General features: G+C 51.7%; 12 protein-coding genes. 4 read left to right on the forward strand and 8 right to left on the reverse strand.

Annotated features, from left to right (window positions below; translation table 11 throughout):
• Window positions 1–160 precede the first annotated feature (160 nt).
• The gene (locus P771_RS0102445) at window positions 161–1,963 is read left to right on the forward strand and encodes an ABC-F family ATP-binding cassette domain-containing protein (protein ID WP_028573878.1); all 1,803 of its coding nucleotides are present in this window, start codon (window positions 161–163) and stop codon (window positions 1,961–1,963) included.
• A 13-nt stretch (window positions 1,964–1,976) separates the two neighbouring features.
• Here P771_RS0102445 and P771_RS0102450 read toward each other — a convergent pair whose 3' ends face one another.
• The 8 genes from P771_RS0102450 to sfsA all read right to left on the reverse strand — a co-directional run bounded on the left by P771_RS0102450 (window position 1,977) and on the right by sfsA (window position 10,006).
• The gene (locus P771_RS0102450) at window positions 1,977–2,387 is read right to left on the reverse strand and encodes a hypothetical protein (RefSeq protein WP_028573879.1); all 411 of its coding nucleotides are present in this window, start codon (window positions 2,385–2,387) and stop codon (window positions 1,977–1,979) included.
• A 154-nt stretch (window positions 2,388–2,541) separates the two neighbouring features.
• Window positions 2,542–3,336, reverse strand: a complete 795-nt coding sequence (locus P771_RS0102455) for a dimethyl sulfoxide reductase anchor subunit family protein (RefSeq protein ID WP_028573880.1) — start codon at window positions 3,334–3,336, stop codon at window positions 2,542–2,544.
• Window positions 3,333–3,902 carry a 4Fe-4S dicluster domain-containing protein gene (locus tag P771_RS0102460; protein ID WP_028573881.1) on the reverse strand — a complete coding sequence of 190 codons (570 nt, stop codon included), beginning with the start codon at window positions 3,900–3,902 and terminating at the stop codon, window positions 3,333–3,335. The genes P771_RS0102455 and P771_RS0102460 overlap by 4 nt, the downstream gene beginning before the upstream one ends.
• A gap of 10 nt (window positions 3,903–3,912) precedes the next feature.
• A complete protein-coding gene (locus P771_RS0102465; protein WP_244147280.1) occupies window positions 3,913–6,183 on the reverse strand; it encodes a molybdopterin-dependent oxidoreductase in 2,271 nt (756 codons plus the stop codon).
• 65 nt (window positions 6,184–6,248) lie between these two features.
• On the reverse strand, window positions 6,249–6,878 hold the full coding sequence (locus tag P771_RS18115; protein WP_051617058.1) for a TorD/DmsD family molecular chaperone: 630 nt from the start codon (window positions 6,876–6,878) through the stop codon (window positions 6,249–6,251).
• A 105-nt stretch (window positions 6,879–6,983) separates the two neighbouring features.
• Complete coding sequence (locus P771_RS16210) at window positions 6,984–8,339, reverse strand: LuxR C-terminal-related transcriptional regulator (protein WP_051617059.1); 1,356 nt, start codon at window positions 8,337–8,339, stop codon at window positions 6,984–6,986.
• A 102-nt stretch (window positions 8,340–8,441) separates the two neighbouring features.
• Window positions 8,442–9,299: a DMT family transporter gene (locus tag P771_RS0102480; protein ID WP_035243806.1), complete on the reverse strand. Its 858-nt coding sequence runs from the start codon at window positions 9,297–9,299 to the stop codon at window positions 8,442–8,444.
• Window positions 9,299–10,006 (reverse strand): DNA/RNA nuclease SfsA, encoded by a 708-nt coding sequence (gene sfsA, locus P771_RS0102485; protein ID WP_244147281.1) that lies wholly within the window; start codon window positions 10,004–10,006, stop codon window positions 9,299–9,301. The genes P771_RS0102480 and sfsA overlap by 1 nt, the downstream gene beginning before the upstream one ends.
• Window positions 10,007–10,132: 126 nt before the next feature.
• On the opposite strand from sfsA, the gene P771_RS0102490 reads away from it, so the two are divergent.
• From P771_RS0102490 to amrB, 3 genes are all read left to right on the forward strand, one after another.
• Entirely contained in the window at window positions 10,133–11,134 is a 1,002-nt protein-coding gene (locus tag P771_RS0102490; RefSeq protein WP_028573885.1) for a sigma-54 interaction domain-containing protein, read from the forward strand.
• A gap of 82 nt (window positions 11,135–11,216) precedes the next feature.
• Window positions 11,217–13,880, forward strand: a complete 2,664-nt coding sequence (locus tag P771_RS0102495; protein WP_028573886.1) for a tetratricopeptide repeat protein — start codon at window positions 11,217–11,219, stop codon at window positions 13,878–13,880.
• A 72-nt stretch (window positions 13,881–13,952) separates the two neighbouring features.
• Window positions 13,953–14,753 (forward strand): AmmeMemoRadiSam system protein B, encoded by an 801-nt coding sequence (gene amrB / locus P771_RS0102500; protein WP_028573887.1) that lies wholly within the window; start codon window positions 13,953–13,955, stop codon window positions 14,751–14,753.
• The last annotated feature ends 9 nt before the right edge of the window (window positions 14,754–14,762 follow it).

The following is a 14,762-nucleotide window of genomic DNA, read 5'->3' on the forward strand; positions in this document are numbered from 1 at the left end:
AAAAGGATATACCTCTGATCTCAAGGCCTTGGAGTTATAAGTAAGGATTGGATGGAACCTGGCAAGCATTAATATGTCTGGCTTGATCAAGGGTGTTGATTGCCGGATGGATAGCAGGTAGAGGGAGTATCCCTGTTGGATAACTAATTGGCGGTAAAAAATGTCTTCAGCTCCCTATGTCACCTGTCAGGAAATCAGCAAGTCCTATTCAGCAAAACCGCTTTTTTCCGGACTTGAGATCAGTTTTCTGGAACAGGAGCGTACCGGACTCATCGGTCCCAACGGATCTGGAAAATCGACCCTGCTCAAGATCCTGGCCGGACATGAGTCCCCAGATTCAGGCAGCATCATCCTCAGGCGGGATATCCGTCTGGCCTATCTTCCTCAGACCGAAGATTTTTCCGGCTTTGCAAGTATTGAGCAGGCCCTGATGGACGCAGTTCCAATCAGGGATGCCCAGGCTTATGTCCAGGTCCAGAAGACAGCCGGCCGAATGGGTTTTTATAATCTGGATGAACAGGTGACCACCTTGTCCGGAGGCAGACTCAAGAGGCTGGCCATGGCCAGGGTCCTGGTTCAGAAGCCTGACCTTGTCCTGCTGGACGAACCCACCAATCACCTGGATCTGGAGGGTATTCTTGTTCTGGAAAAGATCCTGTCCGGTTCGGACTTTGCCTTTATCGTGGTCAGCCATGACCGGGCTTTTCTGGAGAACATCACCACCAGAATCGTGGAGCTGAACAGGATATACCCAAAAGGATATCTGGAGGTGGCAGGAAGCTATTCCCGTTTTCTGGAAAGGCGTCAGGAGTTCATCAGCTCCCAGGAACGTCTGGAGCAGGGACTGGCCAACAAGACCAGAAGAGAGGTGGAATGGCTGCGCCAGGGGGTAAAGGCCAGGACTACCAAGGCCAGGTACAGGAAAGAAAAGGCCTTTGCCCTGCAGGATGAACTGAGTGAGGTCAGGTCCAGGACAAATCGGACCAAAACTGCTGAGATGGAGTTTTCAGGAACCGGCCGTAAGACCAGAAAACTGATCAAAGCTGAAAACCTGGCTTTGACCCGCCTGGAGCGCATCCTGTTTGAAGATTTGAGTTTCATCCTGTCTCCCGGGAATTGTCTCGGCATCATGGGGCCCAATGGAGCAGGCAAGAGCAGCCTGCTGGGTCTTCTGGCCGGGGAAATGGAGCCGGACCAGGGAAGTGTTGTCCGGGCACCTGAGCTGCGGGTGGTTCTGTTTGACCAGCAAAAACAGGAGCTGGACCGCAGTCAGACCCTGAAGGAGGCCCTTTGTCCCAGCGGAGACCAGGTAATATTCCAGGACCGGGCCATTCATGTTGTTACCTGGGCCAAAAAGATGCTTTTCACCCCGGAGCAGCTTGCTTTGCCCGTATCCAGACTGTCCGGCGGGGAACAGTCCAGGCTGCTCATTGCCAGACTGATGCTTGAGCCTGCTGATGTGCTTCTGCTGGACGAACCCACCAATGATCTGGACATCCCCACCCTGGAAATCCTGGAACAGAGTCTGCTGGACTTTGCAGGAGCTGTGGTCCTGATTTCCCATGACCGGATGTTTGTGGACACCTTGTGTGACCGCCTGCTTCTGGTGGACGGGACTGGAAGGGCCGAGTTCTTTGCAGACTACCACCAGCTGGCCAGAGCCCGGGATGAACAGGATAAGGCAGGGCAGCCTGAAAAAAAAGAAGCCCGGTCCAGATCCAGAAAACCGACCAAGATGTCCTACAAGGACCAGCTGGAGTATGAGGCTATTGAAAAAAAAATTGAACAGGCTGAAGATAAGGTGAATGAGTTGCGCCGGGAGATGGAGATGCCGGAAGTAATGAGCCATGCATCAAGACTGGAGGAATTATACGCCAGGCTTGAACAGGCTGAAGAAAAAGCGGCAGCTCTTTATGCCAGATGGGAAGACCTGGAAAGAATTGCAGATGAATTCAGGGGGTAGATTATTTCTTTGATCATTGAATAAAAAGTCTCACGGTCTGGGCATGGAGACTGCAGGCTTTGACGCCACCGCAGCTGGATCTGGATATGAAGCTGGTGGTGATTTCCAGCTCGTATTCTCCAGGCAGGGGGCAGGTGACTTTTATGTCTGGAAATCCCGGGATTGTGTCCACAGAAGCCGGACCCTGGATGAGTCGGATATTGGTCACAACGAAATATCCTGCTGGCCTTGCTGCAGGATCAAGCAGGACAGTAATATTCACTGGTTTGTTGGCATACCCCTCCAGAACCGTTGACTCCAGGTGGGCCTGGTACAGTTGATCATTTATTCTGCATCCCGTGTCCTGGGAATAGGCCGGGGCGGACAGAGGAAGGACTGCCCAAGATAATGCTGTAAGGATTAGCGCTTTTTTTATGTTTAGCATAAGTTAAGGCCAGAATGGTCAGGTCCGGCAGTTGAGGATTCTGTCGGGCTAATCTGGCAAACAAGTCCTCATGTGTTCATTTTTATCAGCCCCGGGACAGTCAGGGCGAATCGGATGTCCCGGGGCTGTTCTATTGTCATGATCCAGGGTCAGCCTAAAGTCCTCCGATATTGCTGGAGGCATGCAGGGTCAGAGAGAAAAAGGCGATCCTGCCCATGAACTCGCCGATAATCACCAGAGCAGGGATCCAGGCCGGGATGGATCTGCTCATCCAGATACCGGCCAATGGAAGGGCCAGCCCTATTATTATTCTGGACCAGTAAAGTGGAGATGTCAGGTATTCAATGCCGGTCTGATGCATGACCGTGCCTCCGGACAGCCAGACAAAGGGCACGGTCAGGTAGACCACAAGGCTGATGGCCAGAGAACCTCCCAGAATCAGTCTGAGCAGTGGAATTTTTTCCTGAGAGGTGAAAAAGCTGGACACTGATGCGCCCACAACCGCTGCGGTCAGCAGGAAAAATACCAGAGGCAGGGCATTGTTTATTGCCGGATAACCAGGGGGAGCATAAGTCATGGCTGTAAAGAACAGGGCCACCAGCCCAATAATGGCGGTCAGAGCGGCCAGACCAGGGCTAAGCCTGTCCTTTATGCTGAAAAAACCCACAATTACTAATGCCAGGAAAAGGGATACACCGACTGCTTCCCTGCTCAGCCATGCATTGGACAGGTGTTTGACGGCATTGACAGCTCCCAGGGGATGTCCAAGGTGAAACAGAGATGCTGTTAAACCCACCAGGAGAAGTACCAGGGCTGCAAGCCATTCCCCCCGGACGTTGCCAGCCGGCCCTTCAGCAGCGAATTGCCGGATGGAGCTGATGATGACCAGCCCGATGGCGGCCTGGCTCAAAACCGTAAAGATGACCAGTGGCAGTTCCATGCTGTTCATAGTCTTTTCCTCCTTATTACTGTGGGAGACTGGGCCACCCGGAAACGAACCGATGGATTCAAAGAAGTGAATTTTGGGAATCCCGGGGGATACTGGACTGCATTAGGCTCTTCAAAGGTAGCCAGGTCAATCAGCTGCAAGGCATCCACCGGGCAGGACAAAATACATGCCGGTTCAAGTCCGGAGTCGATCCTTTCCCAGCAGAAGCTGCATTTTTCAGCCTTTCTTAAGACCGGATTGTGTCGAGGTGCCCCATAGGGACAGGATCGGATACAATTACCGCATCCGATACATTTTTCCTGTTCATGAACCACGACCCCGTCTGTCTCACGTTTATAGTAAGCCTTGACCGGACAGACATTTGAACAGGTCGGGTTCTCGCAGTGATTGCAGGCCAGGGAGTAAAACGCCCGTTCCCGGTGCGGATAGATTTCAGTCTTAAGGTCATATACCTGGCGCCAGATAACTCCGATATCCTGATGATATTGATTCTTGCAGGCCATGGCACAGGTAAAGCAGCCGATGCAACGATTGGCATCAATGTAAAATCCCAGTTGTTTTCTCATAAATTACCTCCTAGACCTTGACCACGTCGGCAAACTGGCCATGAATAGCTACGCCAGGTGCTCCTGTTTTGTAGGCTCCCATATCTGATGATGTATCATCCACAAGGTTCTGACAATTGTAAGGGTTGTTTCTGAACCAGGCAGTGTACATCATAACAACGTCGGGAGGGACAATATCCGTGAGTTTGACTTCCAGCTGGACTTCTCCAATTTTGTTGAAGACTTTTACCTGGTCACCGTCTTTGATTCCTCTTGATTCGGCAGCAATGGGGTTTAAATAGCAGAAGGGTTTGGGGTTGTACTCTTCCATCCAGTCCAGATTGACGAACTGGGAGTGGATTCCAAACTTGGTATGCGGTGTCAGAAGTCTCAACTTGTCATAAGGCTTCCTGCCTTCCTTGAATTTTGGCAGAGCCTGATGGCCGTGTTCTGCACACAGTTCAGACTTGAATTCGTATTTTCCCGAGGGGGTGCCGAACTTGAGGTCGTGCCACGAGGCTGGATGCATTTTCGCCTTGGCCGGACCATTTTTGAGGTCCTGCCATGAGTCAATTCCGAACAGGTCATAAATACCCTGGTTGAACTCCTTGATCATCCATTCCCTGGGATCAATTTCTGTGGGGTAGGTGCATGATCCTGGTTTGAGTTCATTCATTTTTCTGGAGAGCGCTGCAGCGATCTCAGTGTTGGACTTGGTCTCATACATGGGCTTGATGGCCTGTTCATTAATGGACAGCCAGTAATGCCAGTAGGAAGCATTTACGGTCCACTCTTCAAACAGGGTGGTGACTGGCAGAACAATATCTGAGAGTTCAACTGTTTCCGTAAAGAATTGCTCAACCGAGACGATCAGCTCGGGCTTTTTGAAGGCTTCCACCATTTTGTTGCGGTCAAAGTCCTGGCTCAGGGGATTTTTGCAGGATACCCAGAGCACCCTGACAGGCGGTTCGTCAGTGGTAAGAATTTCTTCTGCGGTTTTATTCATGTTCAGTGGCCTGTCCGAGTATTCATCCACCTTGTCCCCGGAAAAATCAAAATCTCCAAGGGGTCCGTCCGCGCCAAGAAAACCCACAGACCCCTCGGGACGTGGCTGGAGCAGGGCATGGTAGTTAAAGCCCCAGGTCCGGAGATGGCCGTATCTTGCCCCGCCCCCGCTTTTGCCCACATTGCCGGTCATGGCCACCAGGGCATCTACGGACCTGACGGTTGCCCCGCCGTTGACGTGACGTTGCAGACCGTATCCAATCCATATGGAGGCAGGCTTGGCAGTTGCAAATTCTTCAGCCACATTTTTAATCTGTTCTGCCGGGATGCCTGATTTCTGGGCTGCCCAGTCCACAGTGATTTCATTGCGCAGGTAATCTGCAAATTCATCAAATCCGATGGAGTTGTTCCTGACCCAGTCCCGGTCATACAGGCCTTGATCCAGGATGTGTCTGGCCATGCCCAGGGCCAGGGCGCCGTCCATGGAAGTCTCAACCTCCCAGTAAACATCGGCCTTGACCGCGGTCTGGGTCAGGACCGGGTCTATGCAGACCACTTTGGCTCCTCGTTCCTGGGCAGCATAGATATATTTCATGGAGTGGACCGAATTCCAGGCCGGGTTTGCCCCCCAGAGTATAAGGTATCTTGCGTTGGCCATATCCTCGGGATCGTTGCACCACATGTCGCCCAGGTCGTAATTCTGGGCATCGATTCCTGCAGGCCAGCACGGAGTCCCGATGAGCCTGGTGGTATAGCCAAGGGAAGTCATCATGCCTTCCACAGCGTAGTTGGTTATGCCGAAGTTGCCTGAATACTTAGCCAGAGCAAGCCCCAGCATGGAACCGTCTTTTTCGTTTATTTCAATGAGTTTTTTGGCGATGATCTCCATGGCCTGGTCCCAGGAAATACGCCGCCAATTGCCCGAACCACGCTGATCCTGGATCATGGGATACTTGATCCGGTCCGGGCTGTAGGGTCTTCGGGTATAGGCGTAGCCTTTCACGCACAGTCCGCCATCAGTGAATGTGGATTCTGGGGCCCCCTCAATATACTTGATCACCCCGTCTTTGACGAAGGTTTTGATGGAGCAGGTATCATAGCAATTCCTGGGACAGGCATTTCGAAAGATTTCCAAACCCTGTTCAAAACCGTTTCCAGCCTGTCCATCCATGGGCCTGAGCAGGCTTCCAGGGATGGAGGCCAACACTCCCATGGCTGCCATGCACCCGAGGAATTTCCTCCTGCTCATGGAGCAGCCCAGGTTTTTCTTAATCTGTTCGAGGTTGTTTCCGGTCATGGCATACCTCCCTATGGTTGAATGAACGCGGAGCTTTTATATTCTTCAAGGGCATTATGGCTGGGTCATGGCAGAGAGTCTTGACTGGCTGCCAAAGGCTTGTCTGATAACTGAGCAATACTTGGCTCCCGGACATCCAGGGTTGTCCAGTGGATATCTTCGGCATCAAGCCAGGCCAGAAGAACGTCTGCAATCTCTTTAATGAGTACGTGGGCAGTCCTGGAATCCTTTATCCGTTGACAAAACAAAGGGATCCAGGATCGCATGTGTTCCCTGACAAAGTAATCGTGCAACTGGGCCAGCTGTGACGGGCTGGTTTCCTGTTTATATTTATGCATGATGATCACAGCATCCAGCTCAAGGCCGATATGATCTTCCGGAATTGTATTTTTCCAGGGAGATGCCAGCCCCATGGCCGCATAAATTTCCCTGGCCAGCATGGTGGTCCGGCCCATGACCACTGGTTCGGCCTCCAGATACAGCGAGGCAAAGGGCGGAGCCTCCAAAGATTTGGGACCGACAAACAGCTGATTGAAGGAATACTCGACGTGGCGCCAGTTTTGGACCTGGGCCAGATCATGAGAAAGGCTTTCATTAATCATGACAGCAGCGTGCTTTATTGAGGCTGCGTCTTGGGCAATAAAAAAGTCTCTTAAGGCCGTTGCTGCCAAGTAGAAGTGCTTTTTATGGATCATCTCGAAACCTTTGGCCTTGGTTCAGGTTTTTTCAATGATATCAATTTCAGATAAAAAAGGAGGGAAATCAATGGAAGGAAAGCGGTAATTAATGGGTACTATATGCTACCCATTGAGGGCATCTTCAGGGCCGGGGGCGTGGCCGGAGAACTGGAGGTAGGTGAACAGGTTGGAGTTTTTGCCATGGAGACCGATTTTTTTTCTTATATTTTTCCTGTGGGTGTTGACGGTCCCAACTGAAATATTCAGGGCTTCAGCGATTTCCTTACTCGACTTTCCTGCCTGGATAAATTTGCAGATCCTCATTTCTGCAGGAGTAAGCTTGAGCAGGCGGGGGTCGCTCTTTCGTCCGGTCTGTTCAGCCAGTTTGAAAAGCTGGTCTTCAAAAAGATCGATATAGCTCTCCCGGACCGGGGCATTTTGTTCATTTCTGATCCTGGCCAGGGATGGCAGGAGGATTTTGTCAATATTGGCTGAGATTTTAGACAGATGTTCCTTTCGGGACTCCTCCATGGTATTCATGACATTCTTCAGGGTAATGACCATTTCCTCAACCTGGGCCTTTTCCCGGCGCAGTTCTTCAGTGCTTTTTTTGACGTTTTCTTCAAGTATGGAGCGTTGCTTAACATGGGGTGTGATGTTGTTCAGGACCAGGATATACCCACGGGACGCCAGGCTGACTTCTGAGAGGGGGATTATTTTAAGTTCAAAAAAAAGATCAATGTTGCCGATGGATATTTCATGGGCGTGATCCAGGGGATAGTAGCGAAGCACCTGGGCCATTGATTCCCCTTCCAGATCCAGGATGTCCCAGACAAAAGAGCCCACATTCAAGCTAGGATTGAGAAATTCTGAAGCAGCATTGTTGACTTCAACAACCCTGCCTTGCTGGTCAATGACAATTACCAGGTCTGAAATTGAAGCCAGGATATTTTCAAATTTATTTTTTTCCAGGGTCAGGATTCGATTGGTCTTTTCCAGGTTATCCCTGGATTCCTGCTCTGAAACGGAGGTCCAGTCACCCATAATGATGGTTTCAAGGGCATCAGCATAGATCCTGACTGCCTGGAGGGCCTTGATTCTGGTTTGTGCCCGGGCCGGAGATTCGAGAATCATTTCCTCTATTGAGTGAACCAGAGTTTTAAAACAGCCCAGAAACATTTCAGCAGTGACCCCCCTGACCCTGTGACGGCGGGATGTATCCACTATTTTTTTTGCCCAGTTCCGGTCCAGCAGCAGCTCTGAAAAGGATTTTTCCAGGAGGTTGTGGGCATTTTTATGTAACGGCTCCATAAACCAGCCAAAGGATAAGGCGCAATCATCCACTTTGGCGGTGGTATGCTCAAGATAGCCAGCCTGTTTCATGCTGCGGGTCCAGTTGACCAGGAAAGTATCCACACAGCCTGACAGTTCTTTTAGCAGCTTTGTCAGTTCGTGCTGCTCTGTTTTCTTGGGAGACATAAGTAATAGTTATGACAATAACTGAAATAGATCAAACTTTACTGCAGGCCAGACACTCTTTTTTGGCTGCAGATACTGTCTGCCAGCAGGCGTTATCGCTGCTCATCGTCGCTGTACAGCCTGGGTGATTACCCCGGAGATGACCAGGACCGCACCGGCATACCCCCACAACCCCAGATTCTCCTGCCAGAACAGATAGGCCAGGAGGGCCGCCACCACCGGCTCCATGGTGGCGATGACTGCGGCCTGGGAGGCTTTCAGCCTGACCAGTCCCCTGGCATAGACGAAGTAGGCCAGATAAGTGGACATAAAGCCCAGAAAGACCAGGGCCGGCCAGGCGGTTTTGGCGGGAATTGTGAGGTTTATAAACGGAATGAGACAGACAGCGCCCAGGATGAGTATCCAGGAGAACACAGTCACCGGATGGTACCTGGTAAAGAGCTTCTTGCCGAAAATATAGTACAGGGCATAGGTGAACCCGGCCAGGAGTCCAAAAATAATCCCGGCCCAGGAGAATTCATGTCCGGTAATGCTGCCCGTGGAAGCAGAGATGAGCCCGACTCCGGCCATACACAGAGCAACCCCGGCCAGGGCCTGTCTGGTGATTTTTTCGCCCAGATAAAGCCAGGCCATGACCGCTACCCAGGCTGGAGCCGTATACAAAAGGACCGAGGCTTTGGCAGCTCCGCCCAGATCTACTGCCAGCTGGTATGAGCCGTAAAATCCAGTGACACAGATCACTGCAAAGATGAAGATGGTCGGCAGATCGTTTTTTTTGATCCCCATCTTTCTGATGACCAGGGCATGGACCAGGAAAAAGGCCCATCCAATGATCGCCCGCCAGAATGCTACTTCCAGAGGGGACAGCCCTTGGGCAAAGGCTGCCTTGGCCACTGGTCCGATGCACCCCCACAGGGCTGCAGCCGCCAGAATGAAGAAAAACCCTTTGAAGCGTTCCATCAGGTCCAGGATATGGGCAGTCTCTGCCCCAGGCTGATGCCGGTTTCATCGATGTCTGTTTTATAAGCCAGGATCTCCAGACCGCTGTCTGCGGCTTTTTTGAACATGCGGGAGAACTGGGGGTCAATAAAGTCTGCTGGTCCGAAACAGCTGCAGTCCGGTCTCTGGATCAGGTAAAAACAGGCAATCCTGTGGCCAGCCCGGGCCAGGCTGATCAGCTCAGCCATGTGTTTGGAGGCCCTCTGACTGACAGCATCCGGAAAGCAGGCCCGCTGGTCTTCCACCAGAGTGACGTTTTTGGCTTCCACCCAGAGCCTTCCGGAATCCCCTTCCAGCAGGGCATCCAGTCGGCTCTGCCCGGCCACAGCTTCAGACCTGTAGTGCTTAAATCCGGTCAGTTCAGGGATGAGGCTGTGTTCCCAGGCCAGTTTGAGCATCCTGTTGGGGGTCAGGGTGTTCACTCCAACCCAGAACCCATCCTCTCTGACCAGTTCCAGGGTGTAGGGCAGCTTTCTTTTTGGGTTGTCTGATTTGGAAACAAGAATCTGCCTGCCTGGTCTTAGAAGACCCAGCATGGAGCCTGAATTGTTGGTGTGAACCAGGATGGGGTCCTGGCCAATACGGGCTTTGATAATGAACCTTTTTTCCCTTTTATCGAAACTGGCCAGGGCCCGGTTCTGGGGAAACATTATCTTTTTTGGGTTCAAAATGGTTTTCTCCTGCTGTATTTCAGGAAATATGTTGACTTTCCGTCATTGTTTTGACAGCACAAAACAAGAAGCTGGAGCAGCTGGTCAGCTGCGATCCGGTTTAATCAAATCAATCAAGGATACCTGTACATGGACACATCAGGAATTATCGGACAAAGTGCAGCCCTGGACGATGTTTTCAGGGTCCTGGCCAAAGTGGCCCCCACCGACACAACAGTTCTGGTGACCGGAGAGTCGGGCACAGGCAAGGAGCTTTTGGTCAGGGCATTGCATAAAAACAGTCCCAGGGCAAGCAAGCCCTTTGTGCCCATTAATTGCGGGGCTATCCCCAAGGAGCTTCTGGAATCCGAGCTGTTCGGCCATGAAAAGGGAGCCTTTACCCATGCGGTCAGATCCAGGCCCGGCCGGTTTGAGCTGGCAGATGGAGGCACGGTTTTTCTTGACGAAATAGGGGAAATGGATCTGAGCCTGCAGGTCAAGATTTTAAGGTTCATCCAGGAAAAGGAATTCGAAAGAATCGGAGGATCAAGGTCTCAGAAGGTCAATGTACGGGTCATTGCTGCTACCAACAGGGACCTGGAAAAAGAGGTGGAAGCCGGAAATTTCAGGGAAGACCTGTACTACCGCCTGAATGTTATTCCTATAGTCCTGCCCCCTTTGCGGACCAGGGGCGGGGACGTGCTGCTTCTGGCCGAGTATTTTCTGAAAAAGTTTGCCCAGAAAAATCCAGGCCATCTGCTGAAGATATCTGCCAGGGCCAGTGAACTGCTTATGGGATATTCATGGCCGGGAAATGTCCGTGAACTGGAAAACTTCATGGAACGGATGACCATCCTTTGTGAAGGACAGGAAATCATGCCTGAAGACCTGCCGGACAAGATCCTGACTGCCGGCGGCATGGAACCGGCAGACCGCTCTGTAATGCCCAGAAGCTTTGAATGGCCGGGTCTGAGGAATATGGAAGAAAAGAAAATGAGTCTCAAGGAATTTTTGGATAAGATTGAGGAAAACCTTCTGCTGGAGGCTCTAAAAAACGCCGAAGGAGTAAAAAACCAGGCTGCAGAAATTCTGGGTATCAAACGGACCACCCTGATTGAAAAATTGAAAAAGAAAAAGATCTCCTGATGATTTAGCCTGAAATTTGCATATGATTTCCAAATATTAATTTTTAAGGTGGCGGCAGACACTGGCTGTCGCTCCGGATAAGATGATCCACAAAACAATACTCTTTTTTTATATCCTGGCCCTTCCTGTCTTCAGCCTGGTTATGGATGCCGAGGCCCTGGAATATTACTGGGGCAGACATCCGGAGCATGAACGGATTGTATTCGAATTTTCCAGCCTTCCTGCCGAATTTCAGGTGGACCGGACCGGAATGGAGGAGATCTCCCTGGTACTGCCCGGGGATATCTGGGAAACCGAGGAGCGGCCTTCAGAAATAGATTTTCGTGGATCAGGCCTGTTTCGAAATGTCAGGATTTCCGGGTCCAGTCTGATCATCAGGACCACCACCGATGCCTTTGGCTACATTTCCTTTACCCTGCCTGCTGAAAACAAGATCGTTGTTGATGTCTACCGGGATCCCCTTGGCTCGAGATGGGTGCCTGCACCCAGACCAGCTGTTACCGCTCCCCTGTCCAGGCCTGAACAGGCAGGTCCCGATCCCCAGCCCGAGCCTGCTGAACCTGACCCGGTTACGGATCTTTCAGTTGAGGAGCCTGAACCAAGGCCAGCCCACCAGGTCAGGACTGCAATTCAGAGGATAAGTCCGGAAGAGGCCGGGGTTGCCCTGCCTGCTGAACCGCAAGTCCAGGCCGCAAGGGAGCCGGTGGTCAGACCTGATCCGTCAGAGATAGAAGAACCACCTTCTCAGGAAGTCCTTCATCCGGATCTGGAGTCTCCTGAGGACATTGATGAATGGTACGAAGAACTTCTGTTTGCAGCCATGGCCCACATGAGCGGTGGAGATTACCGGAGTGCTGTGGGAATTTTTGAATCTGTGATCAATGATCCGAACCTGCCGGAAAAATATATGGAAGAGGCCTTTTATTCATATGCAGAGGCCAACTTTCAGATGCTCAGGCATGATATCCGGGGAAATTTTCAAAGAATCCTTCTTCCTTTTGAACGGGCCATCAATTATGATCCTGATTCCCGGAGACTGCCCACAGCTCTTTTGAACATCGGTTATATCCATCTTCAGGTGGGTAACGAACCCGAGGCCAGGGGATACTTCAACCTGCTCAGGCAGAGATACCCCCACCATGCCTCCATACCAGCCACCTATTTTTACTGGGGAGACTATTATTATCGACATGGCAGGTTTCAGGAGGCAGCTGACAGCTTTCAGCACGTAGTTCAGGAATATCCTGAAGACCAGCTGGTCAAGCCTTCTGCAGTCAACCTGGCCCGGACCCTGAGTGAAATGGATTTTGACAGCCAGGCCCTGGACATTCTGGAGTACGTTGAAAGCCGCTGGCCCAGACACTATATTGATGATCCTGATTTTCTCATCCTGTCCGGATATATCCTTTATCGCAACAACAGGCTGGATCAGGCCAAGGACAGATTCCTTCTTTACGCAAATCTTATACCTGACGGCGACCAGGTGGACGTATCCATGGCCAGGATCGGGGATATTTATCTTTTACAGGAAAACCGGTCCGCTGCCAGAGAGATGTATGAGGAAACCGTCAGACAATATCCGGATGAAGAGGGCGGGCTTATCGCTTCCATGCGGCTGGCTGAAGAGGGAATATACGATGAGCCATCCATCAGTGATATGTTCAACGTATTTGACCGGCCATTTACCCTCAGACCCAAACAGATATATACCCGGATCAGTGAAGAATATCCGGATAGTCCACTGGCCCCGGTGGCCCTGATTAAACTGGCCATGTGGGAACTGTTCCAGGGGGAGCAGCAGGCAGCTCTGGAGGCTGTGGACCGGTTTCATCAGAGATATACCCACAAGGATCTCTGGCCCAGGGCACATGATCTGGGTTTTGAAATTTTAGCTGAACTTGTAGCAGAAAAGATCAAGGACCAGGATTATCAAGAGGTTGTCGAGGTCTGGGAGGAGTTTGCCTTTTTAAATGAATATCCGGAAAAGCTCGATCATCAGACAAGGCTGGCTCTGGCTACAGCCTACTGGAACAGGGAAGATCTGGAGCAGGCCCTGACCATGGCCAGGCCTTTTCTTGAAGATCCGGAAGCCGGCAGACACAGTCATGCGGCCCTGTCCCTGATCCTGGGCATCCACCTGGAAACAGCCGACTGGGGGGCCATACTAGACCTTGCCCACCAGGTAGAGGAGTGGGATCTTTCAGAAGACAAAAAACTTCAGATGGATTATGCCAATGCTCTGGCTCTTCAGAACCTGGACCGGGCAGATGAGGCCCTGCCTCTTTGGAGGAGGCTGGCCGTTGAGACTGATTTTCCCGGAAGACAAAGGGCTTTTGTGCTTTATTTTCTGGCCCAGGACGCTCAGCATAGACAGGATCTTCAGAATGTTTATATTTTTGCCCAGGAAGCCCTGGCCCTGTTTATGGATCAGGAAGAAAAGGACCTGACCCGGATCAGGACCTGTCTGGACATGCTCATGCAGGCCACCTCCAGGACCGGCAGGGCCAGGGAGGCTCTGGGGTGGGCCCTTGAATACGACAATTATATAGACCGGGACGATCCGGACTGGCCAGCCTTCAGATACCGGCTGGCCAGCATGTATAGATTGAATCAGGACTTTGAACAGTGGGAGAGGGTGCTGACCGAGCTGATTGAGAGCCATCCTCAGGATGTGTTCAGCCGTATGGCCAGGTCGGACCTCAATTCCCACCGGCTGCTCCGTCAGGCTGATCAGTACAGACCTTAGGTTGAATCAGGGTGCTAAGGGCAAGACATTTCAAGCCGGAGCAACCCGCATTTTTTTTCAGGGAGGGAAGTCATGGATAGAACACCCGTGGTTGCAGGACAATTTTATCCCTCAGAACCGGAAGCCCTGAACCAGGAGGTGGCTGGATATTTAAAGGGTCGGAAGTCTGACCGGAAGACCATCCTGGCCATGGTCCCTCATGCAGGCTATGTTTTTTCGGGCAAGACAGCAGGAAAGGCTCTGGCCATGGCCAGCCTTGCCACCAGGGTCATCCTTTTGGGCCCCAACCATACCGGAAGGGGAACCAGACTGGCGGTCTGGCCAGACGGGGACTGGGTCATGCCGGGATTCAGAGTTAAGGTTGACCGGGAACTGGCAGGTGAAATGACAGAAAACGCCGGTTTTTCACCTGACTATCAGGCTCACCTGCATGAACATTCCCTTGAGGTTATCCTGCCTTTTCTGCGGATGTGTCTGGATGATTTCTCCATTGTCCCGGCTGCAGTGGCAGAACCAAGGCTGGAGACTCTTATGGAGACGGGCCGCAGCCTGGCTGAACTCATTCAGAAAAGCGGCCTGGATGTCTGCCTGGTAGTCAGCTCGGATATGAGCCATTATATATCCCATGACCAGGCCCGGAAAATGGACATGAGCGCCATTGACCGGATTCTGGCTTTGGATCCGGAGGGACTCTTTCAGGTCGTCCGGAATAAGGGTATTTCCATGTGCGGGATACTGCCCATGGTGCTTGGGCTGACCTGTGCAATCGAGCTGGGAGCTCAACAGGCTGTCCTGGCCGATTACTCAACCTCGGGTGAAGTCAACCAGGATTTCTCCCAGGTGGTTGGTTATGCAGGGATACTGGTCAGCTGAACTGGGCTT

It is taken from the genome of Desulfonatronovibrio hydrogenovorans DSM 9292 (assembly GCF_000686525.1).
In the GTDB taxonomy this organism is placed as follows: Bacteria; Desulfobacterota; Desulfovibrionia; order Desulfovibrionales; family Desulfonatronovibrionaceae; genus Desulfonatronovibrio; species Desulfonatronovibrio hydrogenovorans.

Excerpts from the sequence above, each read along its gene's own strand:
- P771_RS0102445 (WP_028573878.1), top strand. The coding sequence starts at position 161 with ATGTCTTCAGCTCCCTATGTCACCTGTCAGGAAATCAGCAAGTCCTAT.
- P771_RS0102450 (WP_028573879.1), bottom strand. The coding sequence starts at position 2,387 with ATGCTAAACATAAAAAAAGCGCTAATCCTTACAGCATTATCTTGGGCA.
- P771_RS0102455 (WP_028573880.1), bottom strand. The coding sequence starts at position 3,336 with ATGAACAGCATGGAACTGCCACTGGTCATCTTTACGGTTTTGAGCCAG.
- P771_RS0102460 (WP_028573881.1), bottom strand. The coding sequence starts at position 3,902 with ATGAGAAAACAACTGGGATTTTACATTGATGCCAATCGTTGCATCGGC.
- P771_RS0102465 (WP_244147280.1), bottom strand. The coding sequence starts at position 6,183 with ATGACCGGAAACAACCTCGAACAGATTAAGAAAAACCTGGGCTGCTCC.
- P771_RS18115 (WP_051617058.1), bottom strand. The coding sequence starts at position 6,878 with ATGATCCATAAAAAGCACTTCTACTTGGCAGCAACGGCCTTAAGAGAC.
- P771_RS16210 (WP_051617059.1), bottom strand. The coding sequence starts at position 8,339 with ATGTCTCCCAAGAAAACAGAGCAGCACGAACTGACAAAGCTGCTAAAA.
- P771_RS0102480 (WP_035243806.1), bottom strand. The coding sequence starts at position 9,299 with ATGGAACGCTTCAAAGGGTTTTTCTTCATTCTGGCGGCTGCAGCCCTG.
- P771_RS0102495 (WP_028573886.1), top strand. The coding sequence starts at position 11,217 with ATGATCCACAAAACAATACTCTTTTTTTATATCCTGGCCCTTCCTGTC.
- amrB (WP_028573887.1), top strand. The coding sequence starts at position 13,953 with ATGGATAGAACACCCGTGGTTGCAGGACAATTTTATCCCTCAGAACCG.